The 17,085-nt window shown below is 58.4% G+C and carries 17 protein-coding genes; 6 read left to right on the top strand and 11 right to left on the bottom strand.

Annotated features, from left to right (window positions below):
• The first annotated feature begins 59 nt into the window (after window positions 1–59).
• Complete coding sequence (locus GJ700_RS02950) at window positions 60–1,808, top strand: hypothetical protein (RefSeq protein ID WP_154371173.1); 1,749 nt, start codon at window positions 60–62, stop codon at window positions 1,806–1,808.
• A 74-nt stretch (window positions 1,809–1,882) separates the two neighbouring features.
• Entirely contained in the window at window positions 1,883–2,290 is a 408-nt protein-coding gene (locus tag GJ700_RS02945) for a hypothetical protein (RefSeq protein WP_154371172.1), read from the top strand.
• 120 nt (window positions 2,291–2,410) lie between these two features.
• Here the strand turns inward: GJ700_RS02945 and GJ700_RS02940 are convergent, their stop codons facing one another.
• Entirely contained in the window at window positions 2,411–4,627 is a 2,217-nt protein-coding gene (locus tag GJ700_RS02940) for a S8 family peptidase (RefSeq protein ID WP_154371171.1), read from the bottom strand.
• A 2-nt stretch (window positions 4,628–4,629) separates the two neighbouring features.
• Window positions 4,630–5,715, bottom strand: coding sequence for an AAA family ATPase (locus GJ700_RS35220; RefSeq protein WP_154371170.1), 1,086 nt, complete (start codon window positions 5,713–5,715; stop codon window positions 4,630–4,632).
• A gap of 270 nt (window positions 5,716–5,985) precedes the next feature.
• Here GJ700_RS35220 and GJ700_RS02930 point away from each other — a divergent pair, with 270 nt between their 5' ends.
• The 3 genes from GJ700_RS02930 to GJ700_RS02920 all read left to right on the top strand — a co-directional run bounded on the left by GJ700_RS02930 (window position 5,986) and on the right by GJ700_RS02920 (window position 7,810).
• Complete coding sequence (locus tag GJ700_RS02930) at window positions 5,986–6,468, top strand: hypothetical protein (protein WP_154371169.1); 483 nt, start codon at window positions 5,986–5,988, stop codon at window positions 6,466–6,468.
• Between the two features lie 299 nt (window positions 6,469–6,767).
• Window positions 6,768–7,343, top strand: a complete 576-nt coding sequence (locus tag GJ700_RS35215; protein WP_229506772.1) for an Xre family toxin-antitoxin system antitoxin — start codon at window positions 6,768–6,770, stop codon at window positions 7,341–7,343.
• A complete protein-coding gene (locus GJ700_RS02920; protein WP_154371168.1) occupies window positions 7,340–7,810 on the top strand; it encodes an RES family NAD+ phosphorylase in 471 nt (156 codons plus the stop codon). The genes GJ700_RS35215 and GJ700_RS02920 overlap by 4 nt, the downstream gene beginning before the upstream one ends.
• Window positions 7,811–7,940: 130 nt before the next feature.
• Here GJ700_RS02920 and GJ700_RS02915 read toward each other — a convergent pair whose 3' ends face one another.
• The 8 genes from GJ700_RS02915 to GJ700_RS02880 form a co-directional block, all read right to left on the bottom strand.
• Window positions 7,941–8,420 carry a RidA family protein gene (locus GJ700_RS02915; RefSeq protein WP_154371167.1) on the bottom strand — a complete coding sequence of 160 codons (480 nt, stop codon included), beginning with the start codon at window positions 8,418–8,420 and terminating at the stop codon, window positions 7,941–7,943.
• Between the two features lie 61 nt (window positions 8,421–8,481).
• A complete protein-coding gene (locus GJ700_RS02910; protein WP_154371166.1) occupies window positions 8,482–9,525 on the bottom strand; it encodes a histone deacetylase family protein in 1,044 nt (347 codons plus the stop codon).
• A gap of 20 nt (window positions 9,526–9,545) precedes the next feature.
• Entirely contained in the window at window positions 9,546–11,150 is a 1,605-nt protein-coding gene (gene gshA, locus GJ700_RS02905; RefSeq protein WP_154371165.1) for a glutamate--cysteine ligase, read from the bottom strand.
• A 246-nt stretch (window positions 11,151–11,396) separates the two neighbouring features.
• Entirely contained in the window at window positions 11,397–12,233 is an 837-nt protein-coding gene (gene prmC, locus GJ700_RS02900) for a peptide chain release factor N(5)-glutamine methyltransferase (protein WP_154371164.1), read from the bottom strand.
• Window positions 12,234–12,235: 2 nt separating this feature from the next.
• Window positions 12,236–12,703 (bottom strand): disulfide bond formation protein B, encoded by a 468-nt coding sequence (locus tag GJ700_RS02895; RefSeq protein WP_154371163.1) that lies wholly within the window; start codon window positions 12,701–12,703, stop codon window positions 12,236–12,238.
• Window positions 12,704–12,782: 79 nt separating this feature from the next.
• Entirely contained in the window at window positions 12,783–13,859 is a 1,077-nt protein-coding gene (gene prfA / locus GJ700_RS02890) for a peptide chain release factor 1 (protein WP_154371162.1), read from the bottom strand.
• Between the two features lie 90 nt (window positions 13,860–13,949).
• The gene (hemA, locus tag GJ700_RS02885; RefSeq protein ID WP_154371161.1) at window positions 13,950–15,224 is read right to left on the bottom strand and encodes a glutamyl-tRNA reductase; all 1,275 of its coding nucleotides are present in this window, start codon (window positions 15,222–15,224) and stop codon (window positions 13,950–13,952) included.
• Window positions 15,225–15,346: 122 nt separating this feature from the next.
• Window positions 15,347–16,036, bottom strand: a complete 690-nt coding sequence (locus GJ700_RS02880) for a response regulator transcription factor (protein ID WP_154371160.1) — start codon at window positions 16,034–16,036, stop codon at window positions 15,347–15,349.
• Between the two features lie 199 nt (window positions 16,037–16,235).
• Here GJ700_RS02880 and GJ700_RS02875 point away from each other — a divergent pair, with 199 nt between their 5' ends.
• Window positions 16,236–16,772, top strand: coding sequence for a hypothetical protein (locus tag GJ700_RS02875; RefSeq protein WP_229506771.1), 537 nt, complete (start codon window positions 16,236–16,238; stop codon window positions 16,770–16,772).
• Between the two features lie 61 nt (window positions 16,773–16,833).
• On the opposite strand, the gene minE is transcribed toward GJ700_RS02875, so the two are convergent.
• Window positions 16,834–17,085 (bottom strand): cell division topological specificity factor MinE, encoded by a 252-nt coding sequence (gene minE / locus GJ700_RS02870; protein WP_154371159.1) that lies wholly within the window; start codon window positions 17,083–17,085, stop codon window positions 16,834–16,836.

Genomic DNA, 17,085 nt, shown 5'->3' with positions numbered 1-17,085 from the left:
CCACGCTGCATTACATTGCTCATGTACGTTTAACCTAATCTGTTTACACCCGCTATCGTATGCGCATTATTGACCTGATTCACCAGTTGCTGCCTGCTGGCACCGACGCCGCCTATTTAGTCGAGGCCCCGACGCGAGAAATCCTGAACCGACCGGGTGGCGCGCGGGCAACGTTCCCTAGCTATTCGCTCTGCCCCGTTTGGCCTCCTGATTTGTTTGCGGTAGTTGGTACTATCATCGAACGTAGTGGGTGCTATACAGAAGCAAGTCCTGATCGTAATCGGCTTTCACAGCATGCCGCCGAACTTGCAGCGATGGCGCGGACAGCGGCCAGTTGGCAGCGAATGTTGGAGCGACCGCCACAAGCCGTGCGGCAGTTGTGGCATCAGTTGGTATCCAACTACGGTATGATACCGCTGGCACAGGTAGCCGAGCATCCTTCTGTGCTGCGGGTTTTGCTTCACTTGTTTGCTATCGCCGACGAGGCCAGTGCCGGAATGGGGTGGGATCGCCGTGCACGAGATGGAAGGCACTCCGAGTTGGCGCTAAATGTGTTGATCAATGCAGTTGATGATCCTTCCATTCCCAATCCATTCGTACTGCCATATTGGCCGCATTCACTGTGCGGTATGGTTTCGCCTGACCATGTTGTCGTCCTGCCCAAGTCACTTACGACGACCAAAGGATGTACGATCCGCTCGCTCAGTCATCATTTGGCGCTGTTGCCTTGCAGGACAACGCTTAATCCGTCGTGGTTCCTTGTTTCCCGAAAGGCAGCACAGCGACGGGCTAACGAAATCCGGTTATTGTTAGTCCCATACCCATTCTTCATTCCAGATGACAGTTTCGAATTAACGTCCAGCCGTACACAGTTGGGGAACGGCACCACTCACGCAGCCTTTTTCCGGCTGCGCCAACGTTGGCTGGAAGACGCTGCGGGCCCAACTCTCAGTGGCACTGATCTGGCAGAGCTTTTGGTCCTGCCGTTAATTGAACAGGCGACTGCGGCATCGGGCGGCTTAGCACCTAACGGTATCGTGTTTCCCGAATGCGCCTTGTCGGAGCAGGTGGCTAATGAGTTGGTCAAGGCATTGGCAGGTACTGAGATTGAATTCCTGATCACGGGTGTACTGGCAGAAAATGCACGTACTGGGCGTAGCCTGAACCAAGCGAAAATGTATGCCCTGATTGAAGGAGAAGGTGCGTTGCCAAGGGAGCAGAACAAGCATCATCGATGGCGGATCGACCAAACACAAGCCGACACATATGGATTGAATTTCGACACAGATCCAGACAACCACCAGTGGTGGGAAGATATCCATTTGACGGGCCGACAATTGCCGTTTTATGCATTTCGCAAAGACATGTCCATGGTGACCTTGATCTGTGAAGATTTGGCGCGGATGGATCCTGCCATGAATGCTATCCGTGCAGTAGGGCCAAACTTGGTGGTCGCTTTGCTCATGGACAGTCCACAATTGTATTTTCGCTGGCCTGGTCGGTATGCAGGTGTGTTAACCGACGAGCCAGGTTGCTCGGTGCTATCACTTACTTGCCTTGCAACTGTTGACCGTTCCAATCGCTATTTCAAATCGACGCGACGGGTTGTCGGCCTGTGGTCTCAACCAAGTATCCAAGGAAAGGCTGCCGCACAGGAAGAGATTGAGGTGCAACCCGACCATCACGGCGTTTTGCTGACTTTGAAGTCATCACCATTTCACCAAACGACCCTGGACAATCGATCAGATGCTTATGCGGCGCGGCAACTGTCTTTGATCGGGCAACAATCGCTTCAAGTACAAATTTAGTAGGATGAATCAGCATATTAGGCTTGTCATGCCCCAGATCCCCCCCTAGACTGCAGTCAAAGGAATACCCAATCATGCCGAAAAAGTCGTTTAGTTTTGATGTTACCGGAAGGAAACTTTTTGATGCCGAGCGCGTTGCAGTGGGCGCTTTCGTACGCCGGTATGCATCAGCCAGTGAGTCGGCTCGTGTTCAATCCGCTTCCAGTAAAGAGAGCCGAACGTCGGGGAATGCTCCCCAAGCAAACGTTGCGTCAGATGTTTTAAGATTGTCGGATCAGCCCAAGACCGTAAGGGCGAAGAAGCAGGTTGTAAAAAAAGTGGTTACCTCGTCATTATCTGCCACGGCACTCAGGGGCGTGATTTTTGGTGTAACGGCGTCTGAGCAAAAAGCGGCAACCAGCACAAAACGCCAGGTTGTGAAGGCAGCAGAGCCCAAGCCAGTGGCCGTGAAGCGCAGCGCTAGCCGGGCAGTGCGGCCTTAAAGGTGAACTGCAAAACACCTGTCAATCTATTTGGACCATTGAAACCCCGTCTGTTCCTCAAAACGACGGGGTTTTAATTTTTCATCTTGAGACCCTTATAACCCTGTGTGCCGTTGTACTTCAGGTTTTGCCAGTGCCATTTTTAATGCGCACTTCTTGGCGAACGCTGACAGGTTGTAGAGTTTGGTATCGCTGCCGAATATTGTTGTAAACGCCTGGAGTGTCTTCTGCTGACACTGTAATGACCATGGCATAAGGTAAGGGCGGTAACGCATCATTGTCCACGCTCTGGCCTTCAAGCCTGGCGCCATAGGTGATGTCGAAGATCGGATCATCTAAGGTGTCAACATTGAAGCGGTGTTCATGCTTGAGCGTTGTTTCCCACTTCTGATCATCCATCCTGGCTTCCAGCTCTGGCGTGTACATTTTCGCTGCGGAAAAGAAAGGCATTGTTTTTTTGGACGAGCGCTTAGGGCGCAATGTCACGCTCAAGCCTGCACGCGTATAGTTGACGGCATGCTCCGGATCGGTTTGGCTGGAAAAGCACAATGTGGCCCGTAGCGTAACGCGGCCATTTAAGGGCATGTCAGGGAAGGGAATCAATGCACGCAAATTCTGTCCAGCCTGCAGCTGTCCCTGGTAGATCACACGCACCTCGTTGTCGTCGCACGTCAGCACTTCATCAATGGTTTGGGGGAAACGTCCGTGGCCGACGTGGCTCATGCTCATTGTTTTGGGGCGATGTGCATGGTGAGCCAGCAAAGCCCTCACCGCAAGCATGTTCAGTGGGAAGTTCAGGCTGGCTTTGAGACCAATGCCAACACGCAGTAGTGCAGGTGAGCTGAAGCTGGTTCCAGAGGTATGTGCATATTGTCCGCTCAACGCGTTGTAGATCACGAAGGGCTGTTCAGCTGATCCACCGAATGTCACGCCATCAGGCTTGACCATGCCAGGACTCCTGCCTGGGCCATAAGAACTGTAAGGCGCCCGTTCCCAGCAAGAACCTGTGGTATTGCAGGCGCCCACCGCAATCGCGTTGACCATGTCTGACGGCGGCTGCACACGTGCATCCGGCCATTCCTTGTCACCATCATTGCCCACAGCGATAGCTGCGAGTGTATTTCCGTTTGCGAAATGGCTGTCAAGCAGCGCCGTCCAGGGATGAATTTCCTCGTCCACGATCGGCATATAAGGGCCGACGCTGAAGTTGATGAAGTCGAATGTATTGTTTTTCAGGACTTGGTCAATGTTTTTGAGTACGGCGTAGAGGTCAATATCGGGCACGCCATCTTGCACCTGTAATGCCGGACTAATGCAGCGGTAATGCACCGCATTCGCATAGGGGCGCGGAAAAGCCGGAGCCCCTTCGGCAATGGGGCCGAACAGCAGCGTGCTGGTAACGCCGTTGCCATGGTTCAGATAAGCTGCGGAAGTCGATTCTGCTCCTTCCAATACTTCTTCACTGACCCAGCGCCCCAGATCTGTATGCCCCAAGCCACCGTCAAACACTGCTACTTTGATGCGTGGATCGAGGGCCGTCTCGGTCGGAAGCGCGGGTACTTGTACGCTGGAAGAGCGCATTTCCCGTCCGCCGATACGCAACGATGGCATGGCGCGAACGACCCGCACGAACTGGAATGCCCCCAGCTGCACAGCTTTATCTACTGGCAGCGTAACCGGCACAAACGTCAAACCGGAAACTGTCAGAGCTTGGGAAAGATCAGATTTCCCGCCAAGCAGCTTGACATAGCTAAGGAATGCCGTATGGATGTCGGTGTCATGCGCTGACGCGTGAAGCACAACCTCCAACCGTGCAAGCGCTTCGCCCTCCTGCTTGACGAAGTTTTTGTCCCCCGGCATGAACGGCAGCATCTGTTCAAACCGGCATAAAGCCTTTTGATGGGTGGCGGCAGTTTTTTGCGACAGCAGCATCTGTTCTAACTTAGCGTACGCGTCGTCACGGCCGGCGACATAAAGCATGGCCGTGAATAATGTCTCTGCCGGCGCGGCACCTGCCGGCATTCCTTTACGCGGCCGCACATAAGCGGCCCTGCTGCCGATACAGCGCAGGCCCGCTGCTGTTAGGAGTGCTTGGGGATGATGCGATTTCGCCAGGAATGTGGGGTGGAGGGTAAATTTAGCGACCGCTTCGCCACGCGGCTTGGCTTCTGGACGCACAGTCTCGTTCACATCACGTAGCCACTGAAGCTGAGGCTCAAGCCATTGCCGCTGCTCCGCTATTTGGTAGGGATAAGATTTCTCTCCCCCCGATCGCGCAAGATCATGCTTAGTGGTGAGCGTTTCGCCATAGCCCAGAATGATGTTCGTGGCTGCCATTGTTACTCTCCCAGATAACGTTTGATGACGCGGCTGACAGTTGGGTGCGTTTTGTCAAAATGCGTTGCGATTTCTCTGTAGGAGCGGCCATCTAAATACATCATCACCATCTCCCCCTCATACGGCTTTGTCATGCCACCTTTGCTCATGCGCAGCCGCAGAGCACGGCGGACCAAGATAGGAGCTAGGTCGCTCTTTTCGATCAATGCAGCTTTCCTGGCAGTGCGAATCAATTGATCGATGGTGCTGAATGATTCCCCATGCAGCAAAGCAGCTAGAGTGGTGCGGACTTGGTCTGCGACGGGAAGATAATCGAGATAGCGCGCAATTAGGTCTTTACTTGGTAATTCGAAATGCAACACGTGATCAAACCGTCGCCATACCGCAGGATCGAGCAGTTCACCATGGTTGGTTGCTGCGATCAGCATGGAATTGGCGGGCCAATCGTCAAGCGCCTGGAGCAGAACATTCACCAGACGTTTAAGTTCTCCGACATCGCTGTCGTCATCCCGCCGTTTGGCAATCGCATCGAACTCGTCAAGCAGTAACACGCATGGGCGGGAAATAGCATGATCAAACACTGCCCGGACATTGTTGCCCGTCTTGCCGAGGTAGCTGCTCATGACAGTGGCCAGATTTAGTGTCAGCAATGGCAGCCGAAGTTCATGGGCCATCCAATGTGCCGCTAGCGTTTTACCAACCCCGGGCTGGCCGCAAAACAGCAGCATACGTGCGGGTGCCAAGCCTTCGTGCAGCAGTACTTCCAGATTTTCCCATTCGTTGAGTACTGAGTCGAGCGTGCCTTGGGTGGCTTCATCAAGTACAGGCGCTTTTTGCAGCACAACCGGGTGCACGGTTTCTACCAGCTCCATGCGGGTATCGGCATCCACAGGGGTGGGAGAAAAGTCGCCAACACCCCGCATCGCATGCTCAACGGTTAGAAAACGCGATAGTTCTTGTGCCAAAGGCAGGTCTTGGTGCTTGAGCTTTGCAACAAAACGTCCGACCGCTAGGGCGAATGCGCTTTTTGAGCTCAGCATTCCAGCCTGAACGATGTTTACTAACTCTTTTTTCGGAAAGTTTTCCACAAATTTTAAATAGAATCAGTTGCTTACATTTGTTGGTAAATTTTGTTTTACAGATTTTAGATTATTTTTACCATTTTTTCCAGAAAACTCTTCTATGCCCTATACTGCGGCTCAGGCACCCTTGCGATTTTTGGCGTGGGAGCACGTTCGTCGAGTTGTTGTGCTTGTGCGCATGCATCGCAGGATGCTTCGGGAACGAAGGGGCGTCGCGGTTTAGCTCCATATCCGGCGACTTTGATGCAGGAAAGTAACGAAAACTAAAGGATTCGAATGAAAGATACAGATAGCAAACGCTTGGTGTTTACCCTGCAAGGGCTGCCAACTGGGGTGTTTGGCGAAACGTATGTTGTCGTAACAGGCGTAGAGCTCGCCCCCAAGCATTACTTGACTGAGCAGTTTATCTTCACACAACGGCCAGACGAAGCTTTGGATGCTGATTCTTTGGAGATAGATGGCCGTACCTTGCCCGATGAACTTGAAACAGTTGATCTGGACTATGTGTTGAGGGAAGGAGTGACGCAAGCGAACGCGAATGTCCTTCGAATGTTGGAACGACGGGCGAGTGACTTGGAAAGACCTGAACTCGCTTACGGGCGGTATGAGCTGGTTCCACGGCCTAGCCCATTTGTCGGCTGCAAGATGCGCGGGAGATTTGTTCCTCAGCTTTCGGAGATGAAGGCTAAGACTCAATGTCCTTCTTTTTCACGCTATTTGAGGTTGCTGGAGCAGGTTTCCGTCGTTAGCAGAAATTAAATTAAAGCTCCAGCCGATAGTCGACTGGCGCCAGGAGAGCATTGTTTTCGAATTTAATTCACGAAAAAAATTCCCGACGCCAGGTGCTGTGACTTCGTTTTCGACTTTAGGTGTATCGAATGAAAGCGTGATGAAGCGTGTAGCCCGTCGGCTTGTTCTCGACTTTATTCAGTCGGAATAGCTATGGCCCCATCTCGGGGGCAGTAGTTGCCGCTGCCCCGATCAGGCTGCCGTTTGGTCTGCGAGTATTTGTACATCCGGCTCAATTGAGCTATTCTAAAGGCTCAAAGGAGCCGCCCATGACCTCTCGAAGCCAAATTGCAAAGCCCGCAGGCAAGCGTCCCACCCCGCGTGCAGCGGCAAACCCAGCGGCAATTCCCGCATCAAAAAAGTCTGATACCGACGTGGTTGTCCTGCGTGGCATCCGCAAGCAACCAATGCGTGCCAAGGTCGCGAAGTTCACGGCTTGGTACACCATGGACATCACGGAAAAGATCGGCGCACTTCGGTCCGGCGTGCCAGCGCAGTTGGTGGGCGAACTGTCCTTGGCCATGGACATGCCCAAGGAAGCACTGATGGACTCATTGGGCCTGTCCCGCGCGACCATCAATCGCAAGGTGCAGCGCGAGCAACCGCTGTCGCGCGAAGAATCCGAGCGCGTGATGGGCATGCAGTCGCTGATTGGCCAGGTGCAGGCCATGATCGATGCGGACAGCGCTCCCGAATTCGACGCAGCCAAGTGGCTGGCGCGCTGGCTGGCAGAACCGCTGCCGGCACTGGGCGGCGCCACGCCTGCCAGCTACATGGATACCGTTGAAGGCCAGAAGTACGTCGGCAACCTGCTGGCTATGGCGCAAAGCGGAGCCTACGCATGACGGTGGCGCTATGGCGTATCGCGGCCACCACCCCGACCTACGAGGCGCACGACCTATCCGGTACCGGCGCCAAGAATACGGGCGGGCGCTGGAATCCGGTCGGCATGGCCGTCACCTATACTTCCGAGAATATTGCGCTCGCCGTGCATGAAACGATTGTGCATTTGCGCAGCGGCGGTCTGCCGCTGAACCGGTATCTGGTGCGGATCGACGTGCCGGACAATGTCTGGGACGCGCGTCAGGTGCTTGCGCCTCCGCCAGTCGGCTGGGACGCGCATCCGGCCGGGATGACTAGCGTGCAGGCCGGCGGGGCATGGCTGAAAGGCAGAGCTTCGGCACTGCTGGTGGTGCCCTCCGTGATCGTACCGGAGGAATCGAATATCCTGATCAATCCGCTGCACGCCGATGCAGCGACCATAACTGCCACGGCCTTGCGCAAGTGGCATTATGACACGCGCTATTTCTGACAAACCCTTCGATCTGCCGTCGTGCCAGACTTGGCTGGCTACTTCTAGCTCACGTTAGTAAGCCATTGATCCTACCGGGGAGCGCTGTCAGCTGTTCTGGGAGCCAACACTTGTGTTGCCGTACAGTCTGCTACCGCGCCCGCCGCTTCTCGCTTTCCGGCACCGGCGCATACGCCAGGCACTCGACCTCGACTTCTCCGCCCAGCGCCAGCGCGGTGACGCCGAACGCGCTGCGCGCGGGCAGGCGGCCTGCCTTGAAATACGTGCTGTAGATCTTGTTGAAGTCGCCCCACTTGTTCATGTCCACGATCATCACCGTGCATTTGACGACGTGATCCATCGACAGGCTCATGCCTTTGAGGATGGCGGCGATGTTATCCATGGCCTGGCGCGATTGCGCTTCAAAGCCGCCCGGCACCAGGCCCTGGGCATTGGTGCCCATCTGGCCGGACAGGTGGACGTATTCGCCTGCACGTACCGCCAGCGTGAAAGGGCGGCTGTTGTCGTTGCCGACGTTGTAGTATTCGAGCGGTTGGGTAGCCGAAATGGCGAGGCCTGGGACAGAGAGCGCCATGGCGCCCAGCAGTTTTTTGTAGTGCCTGCGTTTCATACTGGCTCCGACAGGGGGATAGCCAAATTATACTCAGGCAGTACAGTTTCCCGGCATCCGATCACAGTGCAGTATCAAATCCTTCGAGCACATTTACCACATTGACACCCAGTTCCTTGACCGCATAACCACCTTCGAAGATAAACGCGGTCGGCAAGCCCAGGTAGGCAATGCGTTCGCCGACGCGCAGGTAATCCGCGCTTTGCAGGCCGAAGTGCGACAGCGGGTCGCCGGCGAAGGTATCGACGCCCAGCGACACCACCAGCGCTTCGGGCTGGAACATCTGCAAGCGCAGGCACGCGGTTTCCAGCGCGGCGAACCACGCCTGCGTGCTGGCGCCGTGCGGCAACGGCAGGTTGACGTTGAAGCCGAGGCCCGCGCCGTGGCCCGTTTCATCCGCATGCCCCAGGTAAAACGGGTATTCGCTGCGCGGGTCGGCGTGGATCGACACGAACAGCACGTCATTGCGGTCGTAGAAAATGCTCTGGGTGCCGTTGCCGTGGTGGTAATCGATGTCGAGGATGGCGACTTTGCGCGCGCCGTCATCGAGCATGTGCTGCGCGGCCAGCGCCGCGTTGTTGAGGAAGCAGTAGCCGCCATAGAAATCCGCGCCCGCATGGTGGCCGGGCGGGCGTGTCAGCGCGAACGTGCCCCGTTCGCCCAGGCGCAGCGCGTGCGCGGCGTTGACGGCGCAATCGGCGCCGCTCTTGGCGGCGATCCACGTGCCGGACGTGATGGGCGTGCCGCTGTCCATCGAATACAGGCCCAGTTTCGCGCAAAAATTATCCGGTTCGATATCGGAGCGCAGCGTACGCACCGGCCACACGGCGGGGAAGGCATCCTTGCCGGCATTGGCGGGATCGAGCGCCACCCAGTCGGTCCACGCATTGCGCAGGAAGGCGAGATAGCGTGGCGTATGCACGCGCTCCAGGGTCATGGGCGGCACGCTGTGCGGCGTGACGATTTGCCCCAGGCCGCGCCGGCCCAGTTCCGCCAGCACCTGGTCGACCCGCTCCGGCTTTTCAAAGCACGGCACCAGCTCGCCACGGAAGAATTCGTGGCGGCCGCGGTGCTGGCTGTGCAGCTCGTTGTAGAAGGTCAGCATGCGTTAGGGAACGATACCGTTCAGCAGGGGACTTCCTGGAAATCCTTGCACAAATTGCTGGCGCGGTAGGCGGCCACGAAGTCGTCGAAGTTGCCGGTCTGCGTGCGTTCGAGTTCCGCCTGTTCATCCAGCGAGACGGCGGCCAGGTTGCCGAAATAAGCCTGTTCTTCGGCAGTCGGCGGACGGCTGCGGAAGTAAGCGGCGTGGCGTTCGCTCTGGCGCAGGCCGAATGCCGGGTACGAGCCGTTCAATGCGCGCACTTCCCGCAGTACGCGGGCCGATGGCGTTTGTTCCGGATCGGCCAGTTTCGGCAATTGCGCTTCCAGCGCATCGATGTGCGCCGTGCCGCCGCGCTGGCGGTCCAGCAATGCCGCCACCGGGCGGATGCGTTCCAGCAAATCGCGGCCCCAGTCGGCCAGCCCGACGTCGGCGCCTTCGCGCACCAGGGTCAGGCCCGGACGACGGCCTTCCTTCACGGTGCGGGCGAAATTGCCGGTGTGGATGCGGCCTTCTTCTTCCGAAATCTTCGCGCTTTCTTCCAGCGCGCAGAACAGCAGGAACGCGTCGAGGAAGCGGCCCGTTTGCACGCTGATGCCGACCGGTTCGAACGGATCGACGTCCATGCAGCGCACTTCGATGTATTGCACGCCGCGCGAGCACAGCGCCTGCAATGGCCGCTCGCCGCTGCGGATCACGCGTTTTGGGCGGATCGTCGCGTAATACTCGTTTTCAATCTGGATCACATTGGTCGACAGCTGCACCCATTCGCCATCGCGCTTGGTGCCGATTTCCGCATACGGCGCATACGGCTGGTTGACCGCCTTGGTCAGCGTGGCGACGTAACTGTCGAGGCAATTTTCGTGCGGGCTGAGGCCGGACTGGGCGTCGTTCTGGTAACCCAGGTCGCTCATGCGCAGGCTGGTGGCGTACGGCAGGTACAGCGTGTCGTCCGACAATTGCTCCAGCTTGTGGGGACGGCCGCGCAGGAAGTTGGCCGACAGCGCGGGCGACGCGCCAAACAAATACATCAACAGCCAGCTGTAACGGCGGAAGTTGCGGATCGTGGCGAAATAGCTTTCCGACTGGTAAGCCTTGGCCGTGAGTTTTTGCTGCGGGTTTTCATACTGGTCGAGGATGCGCCACAGGCGCTCGTCCAGCGAAAAGTTGTAATGGATACCGGCGATGCATTGCATGGCTTTGCCATAGCGCACCGCCAGGCCGCGGCGGTACACGTGTTTCAACATGCCGATATTCGACGTGCCATACCACGCGATAGCGATATCTTTCTCGGCCGGCAATTCGCACGGCATCGACTGGCTCCACAGCATTTCGTTGCCCAGTTTGCTGTAGGCAAAGCGGTGGATGCCATCCAGCTTGTCCAGCGTGGTGGCGATATCGTGTTCGGCCGGGGTAATGAATTCCAGCAGCGTTTCCGCGTAATCCGTCGTGATTTCCGGGTGCGTCAGCGCCGAGCCCAGCGCCACAGGATGCGGGGTGGCCGCCATGTGGCCCGTGGGGTCGATCCGCAGGGTTTCTCGTTCAATGCCGCGCAAGCCGCCAGCCAGCACAGACCGATGTTGTTCATCAGCCAGCAGGGTGAGACGGCGTGTCAAAAGATTGGACAATTTGATCTTCCTTTCTGGTGCAGCAAAAAAATATTGGTGCGAGATTAACCGAAAACGGACGACCGTGTTGAAAGAGCCCCGAAAAACCTACTGCGCGTTGCACTGCCGGCCTGTGATGCTCGCTGTACATCTCGTACAGCTGCGCTTCTCGGCCGGCATTGCCGCCGCTCGCTACGGTTTTCGAGGCTCTTTACAAGCCATTAAAAATGGCCGGAATTGCCAGTGTAGCAGCGTTGTATTGTCGACTTATGACTGCGGGAGCTGGCCGCCGAATACGCCGCCGCTGACCCGCTCGATGCCGCCCAGGTCGCGCCAGCTCTGCACTTCAGTGTACCCTTGCGCCGATAGCAGGGTGCGCACGGCTTCGGCCTGGTCATAGCCGTGTTCCATCAGCAGCCAGCCGCCCGTTTCCAGGTGCATTGGCGCGCCGGCAATGATGGTGCGCAGGCAGGTCAGGCCGTCGGCGTGGTCGGTCAGCGCGCCTTGCGGTTCGAAGCGCAAGTCGCCTTCGGACAAGTGGCGGTCGCCGGCCACGATATACGGCGGGTTGGATACGATCAGGCCGAAGCGCTCGCCCTGGACGGCGCTATACCAGTCGCTGAGCAGCAAGCGCACGTTGGCCTGGTTCAAGGTGGCATTGCTGCGCGCCACGTCCAGCGCGGACTGGCTGACGTCCAGCGCGGTGACGGCGGCGTCGGGACGGCTGTGCGCGATGGCGACGGCGATCGCGCCGCTGCCGGTGCCCATGTCCAGCACCTTGCTGCGCGGGGGCAGCCGCTCCAGCGCCAGTTCCACCAGCAATTCCGTGTCGGGACGGGGGATCAGCACGGCGGGGCTGACGTTGAAGGGGAGGCCGTAGAATTCGCGCTGGCCGACGATGTAGGCGATGGGTTCGCCCTGCAGGCGGCGCTGCACCAGCGCGTTGAAACGCTGCGCTTCGTCGGTTGTCAGGGCGCGGTCCGATTGCGTGATCAGGCCCACGCGCGTCAGGCCCAGCGCGTGGCACAGCAGGATGCGGTTATCCAGCGGGTCCAGCAGCGACTGGACTTGCAACTGGGCGACGGTGGCGCCGGCCTGGATCATGGTTACGCCTTGCGGCTGCGCAGCAGGATACGGCCCAGCGCCACCGAGAACAGGCCGAACCACAGGAACGACCACTGCGGGATCGACATGCCAAGGAATTCATCGGCGTGTTCGCAGGCGCCGTACGATTCAAACAGGAACGGCATCCAGTGCGCGGTCGGCAACTGGTTGAGGAAGTTTTCCACCGGGTCGATGCCGCAGCCGAAGGCCGGGTGGGCAATGATGTACAAGTGCTGGCCGGCGGCGAACAGGCCGCCCAGCGCGGCCAGCAGCGCAATCGCGCTGGGGATTTTCACGGAATGGGTGAAATAGCCAATCAGGGCGACGACGCCGACGGCGAGGAAGGCATAACGCTGGATCACGCAGCGCGGGCAGGGCGCCAGGTTTACGACATGCTGCAAATACAGGGCAACGCCGATCAGCCCGAAGCAGGCCAGTGCGATGGACAGGAGCAGGGTGCGTGGTTTCATCGTCGTCTTTGATCCAGGTTAAAGGCGGGATTCTCGCATAAACGTCCCCGGCCGGCCTTATTTCATTCTTAAGATGAAGTTAATCGCCGAGGGCGGCCAGCAATTCCGCCTGGTGCTCGGCGGCCAGCGCGTTGGTCAATTCGGTCAGGTCGCCGTCCATGATGAAGTCCAGCTTGTACAAGGTCAGGTTGATGCGGTGGTCCGTCATGCGGCCTTGGGGGAAGTTGTAGGTGCGGATTCGCTCGCTGCGGTCGCCGGAACCGATCAGGCTCTTGCGGGTGGCCGCTTCCTTCGATTGCTGTTCGCGCAGCTGCACGTCCTTGATGCGCGCCGCCAGCACTTTCATGGCTTGCGCCTTGTTCTTGTGCTGCGAGCGGTCATCCTGGCATTCCACCACGATCCCCGTCGGCAAGTGCGTCAGGCGCACGGCGGAATCGGTTTTATTGATGTGCTGCCCGCCCGCGCCCGACGCGCGGAACGTGTCGATGCGCAGGTCGGCCGGGTTGATGTGGACGTCTTCCACTTCATCGGCTTCCGGCATGACCGCCACCGTGCAGGCGGAGGTGTGGATACGGCCCTGGGTTTCCGTGGCCGGCACGCGCTGCACGCGGTGGCCGCCCGATTCGAATTTCAGCTTCGAATACACGCCGTTACCCACCAGCCGCACGATGACTTCGCGGTAGCCGCCCAGGTCCGACGGCGATTCCGACACCATTTCCACCTGCCACCGGTTACGCTCGGCAAAGCGCGTGTACATGCGCAGCAAGTCGCCCGCGAACAGCGCGGATTCGTCGCCGCCCGTGCCGGCGCGGATTTCCAGGAAGATGTTGCGCTCGTCGTTCGCATCTTTCGGCAACAGCATCTTCTGCAATTCCAGCTCCAGCTCCGCCAGCCTGCCTTTGCCCGCCTCGATTTCCTCTTGCGCGAATTCCTTCATGTCCGGATCGGACAGCATGCCTTGCGCTTCCGCGATATCGGCCAGCACGCCCTGGTACGACTGGTACAGCGCCACCAGCGGCCCCAGTTCCGCGTGTTCGCGCGTCATCTTGCGGTAACTGTCCATGTTGGCGGTGGCGCCTTCGGACATCAGCAATTCATCCAGTTCGGTCAGTCGGTTGGCCAGTTGATCCAGCTTGGCCAGCATCGATGGTTTCATAGTCAATCGTCGGTAGTGTTGGGGAAGTGCGCCAGGCCGGCGCGGGCACAGCGAAAGGGCGCAGGCGCGCCCGTACAGCGGAAGGTAAAGCTAACGGCGCTTGCTGAACAATTGCGGCAGCAGGGTCGCCAGTTGGGCGCGTTCGTCGCCCTGGGCGCGGTGCAGCGCTTGCTGCGGACCGTGCATGAATTTCGCGGTGAGACCTTTGCTCAGGGCTTCCAGCACCGTGTCGATATCTTCGCCCTTGGCCAGCATCTTGCGGGCGCGTTCCAGCTCCAGCAAGCGCAGCGCTTCGCCACTTTCCTGCAAGCCCTGGATGACCGGCACCACGGCGCGGTCGTCGATCCAGTGCATGAACGATTGCACGCGCGTTTCAATTATCGCTTCGGCCTGCGCCACGGCGGCCTGGCGGTTTTCCAGGCCGGTTTGCACGACCTTGCCCAGGTCGTCCACCGTGTACAGGAACACGTCGCTCAGGCGGCCCACTTCGGGCTCGATATCGCGCGGCACGGCCAGGTCGACCATGAACATCGGCTTGTGGCGGCGCGCCTTGACGGCCCGCTCCACCATGCCCAGGCCGATCAGCGGCAGCGACGACGCGGTGCACGAAATCACGATGTCGTACTGGTGCAGCTTGTCCTGCAATTCCGCCAGCCGCATGGCTTTCGCGCTGAAGCGGTGCGCCAGCTGCTCACCCCGTTCCATGGTGCGGTTGGCAATGGTGATGGATTTCGGGTTTTGCGCGGCGAAGTGCGTGGCGCACAGCTCGATCATTTCACCTGCGCCGATGAACAGCACGTGTTGCTCGGAAATCTTGTCAAAGATGCGCTGCGACAGGCGCACGGCGGCGGCCGCCATGGACACGCTGTGCGCGCCGATTTCCGTCGTGCTGCGCACTTCCTTGGCAACGGAAAAACTGCGCTGGAACAGCTGGTGCAGGTAGGTGCCGAGGCCGCCCGCTTCTTCCGCCGTGCGGATCGCATCCTTGATCTGGCCCAGGATCTGGGTTTCGCCCAGCACCATGGAATCCAGGCCGGAAGCGACACGGAACGTGTGGCGCACGGCGTCGTGCTGCGGCAGCATGTACAAATGCGGCCGCAGTTCGCTGTAATTCAACTGGTGGAAATCGGCCAGGAAATGCGCACCCGCGTCGAGCGGGTTGTCGGCCTGGCTGGCGCCATACAATTCCGTACGGTTGCAAGTCGATAAGATGGCTGCTTCGTCATTGCCGCGCGCAGCACTGCGGCCAAACCATGCCTGCGCCGCGCGCACCGCCTCACCCAGCTGGTCTGGCGCGAACGCCAGCCGTTCGCGCAGCGAAACAGGCGCGGTGGTGTGGTTGAGGCCGACGGCAAGCAGTTGCATCACGGAACGGTATATTGGAATGACGGAAGTGGACGCCCGTGGCCATTATACCGTGATGTGCCCGGCGGCACCGGCCGTCGGGGGGTAATGACGGCTATAGCGGTGCGGCGGTGTTGTACGGCTCAGGCGCCCAGTTTTTCCAGGCGGTAGCCGTAGCTGTAGACCGGCACCAGGCGGAAGCCGTTCTCCGGTTTCAGCTGCAGTTTGTTGCGGACGCGGGAAACGTGCGTGTCCATGGTGCGCGATGGAATCGTGGTTTCGCGGATCCACACGGCTTCGTGGATATAAGCGCGCGACAGCGGACGGCCCAGGTTACGGAAGAACAGCAGGGCCAGTGAAAATTCCTTGTGCGTCACGTCCAGCACGGCGCCATCCATCAGCAGGCGGCCAGGACGGGTTTCAAATGTATATTGGCCAAACTGCAATTGCTCGGCGCCGTTTTGCGTCGGGTAGGCGCGCCGCAGCAGCGCTTGTACGCGGGCCAGCATTTCGCTGCGGCGCAGCGGTTTGATCATGTAGTCATCGGCGCCGGCCGCCAGGCCTGCGACGATGTCGTCTTCACCGGAACTGGTGGTGAGGAACAGAATGGGGGCTTTTTCCGGCATGCGCTCGCGGGCGCGCTTGACGACTTCCGCACCGCTCATATCGGACACTTGCCACTCCATGATTAACATGTCGTAATTGTCCTTGCGCATATGGGTCAGCAAGTCTTTGCCGTTCTGGAAACCGTGGCACAGGTGGCCCGCCGAGGTCAGCACCTGGCAGATCAAATCGGCTTGGCTACGGTCATTGTCTAGTACAACGATTCTCATGATGTGGCTGGTTCCGTGTCTGCCTGCATGATACCGGATGCGCCAGGCTGATCGGATAAATAGTTAAAAAATGGTTACAAGAGTGCGAGCGTTTTCTGCTAATTCTGTGAATTTTTTCCGAAGAGAATTAGATGATAGCCTATAAAAACACGTGGCATCATCACACGGTACACGGACGAGGTGGCCTTTACAATGGCCTTTGGTACAATTGCAGCTAGATAAAAAAGTAACCATGTTTGCAAAAAAATCCTCCGAATGGACGCTGGTTCCTTCTTCTGAAAAGGAAATTGGCGAGGTGCGCGAGCGTTGCCGGCGTCTTGTGCAACGGCGTGCCGCCGTCTCGGCGGGCATCTCCGCAGTGCCCTTGCCGGGACTCGATGTGGTGACGGATTTGCGCTTGTTTGCCACCCTGATCGACGACATTAATCGTGAATTCGGGTTGACACCCGAGCAGGTGGGAAGGTTACAGCCGCAGTTGAAAATCCGCGCGTACGAGGCGGCCATCAGCGTCGGCGGCACCATGGTGGGCCGCTATATCACGCGGGAAGTCATCGTGAAATTGCTGCAGCGCGGCGCGGGGAAGCTGGTCGCCAAACAGGCGACGCGCTTTGTGCCGCTGGCGGGACAGGCGGCATCCGCCGCCATCGGGTTCTTCGCTTTTCGACAAATTGGCTACCAGCACGTGGACGCCTGCGCAACGGTGGCACGCGCGCTGATGCCGAAAGACGGCAAATAAAGTGTATTCGCCCATAAAAAATGGCCGCTGATCAGCGGCCATTTTTCTTGCAGGAACCGGATCAGGTATCCGGCAGCACCACGTTGACGTCCAGCACTTCCAGGTTGCCCTGGCGGTCGAGGGAAATCTTGATGTCGTCCGCTTCCACTTTCGTGTACTTGGAGATCACTTCGATCAATTCCTTGTGCAGGGCCGGCAGGAAGTCCGGGCCGGCGCGGCCATTGCGTTCACGCGCAATGATGATTTGCAGCCGTTCCTTGGCGGCGCTGGCCGTCTTCGGCTTGGAAGGGAACAGGAAAGACAGCAGTGCCAT

The organism is Pseudoduganella rivuli, assembly GCF_009674485.1.
Taxonomy (GTDB): domain Bacteria; phylum Pseudomonadota; class Gammaproteobacteria; order Burkholderiales; family Burkholderiaceae_D; genus Rugamonas; species Rugamonas rivuli_B.
Note: the sequence above shows the minus strand (reverse complement) of the source record. Positions and strands in the feature narration are given on the sequence as shown.

Coding starts and splice junctions, on each gene's coding strand:
- GJ700_RS02950 (WP_154371173.1), top strand. CDS start 60: ATGCGCATTATTGACCTGATTCACCAGTTGCTGCCTGCTGGCACCGAC.
- GJ700_RS02945 (WP_154371172.1), top strand. CDS start 1,883: ATGCCGAAAAAGTCGTTTAGTTTTGATGTTACCGGAAGGAAACTTTTT.
- GJ700_RS02940 (WP_154371171.1), bottom strand. CDS start 4,627: ATGGCAGCCACGAACATCATTCTGGGCTATGGCGAAACGCTCACCACT.
- GJ700_RS02930 (WP_154371169.1), top strand. CDS start 5,986: ATGAAAGATACAGATAGCAAACGCTTGGTGTTTACCCTGCAAGGGCTG.
- GJ700_RS35215 (WP_229506772.1), top strand. CDS start 6,768: ATGACCTCTCGAAGCCAAATTGCAAAGCCCGCAGGCAAGCGTCCCACC.
- GJ700_RS02920 (WP_154371168.1), top strand. CDS start 7,340: ATGACGGTGGCGCTATGGCGTATCGCGGCCACCACCCCGACCTACGAG.
- GJ700_RS02915 (WP_154371167.1), bottom strand. CDS start 8,420: ATGAAACGCAGGCACTACAAAAAACTGCTGGGCGCCATGGCGCTCTCT.
- GJ700_RS02910 (WP_154371166.1), bottom strand. CDS start 9,525: ATGCTGACCTTCTACAACGAGCTGCACAGCCAGCACCGCGGCCGCCAC.
- prmC (WP_154371164.1), bottom strand. CDS start 12,233: ATGATCCAGGCCGGCGCCACCGTCGCCCAGTTGCAAGTCCAGTCGCTG.
- GJ700_RS02895 (WP_154371163.1), bottom strand. CDS start 12,703: ATGAAACCACGCACCCTGCTCCTGTCCATCGCACTGGCCTGCTTCGGG.
- prfA (WP_154371162.1), bottom strand. CDS start 13,859: ATGAAACCATCGATGCTGGCCAAGCTGGATCAACTGGCCAACCGACTG.
- hemA (WP_154371161.1), bottom strand. CDS start 15,224: ATGCAACTGCTTGCCGTCGGCCTCAACCACACCACCGCGCCTGTTTCG.
- GJ700_RS02880 (WP_154371160.1), bottom strand. CDS start 16,036: ATGAGAATCGTTGTACTAGACAATGACCGTAGCCAAGCCGATTTGATC.
- minE (WP_154371159.1), bottom strand. CDS start 17,085: ATGGCACTGCTGTCTTTCCTGTTCCCTTCCAAGCCGAAGACGGCCAGC.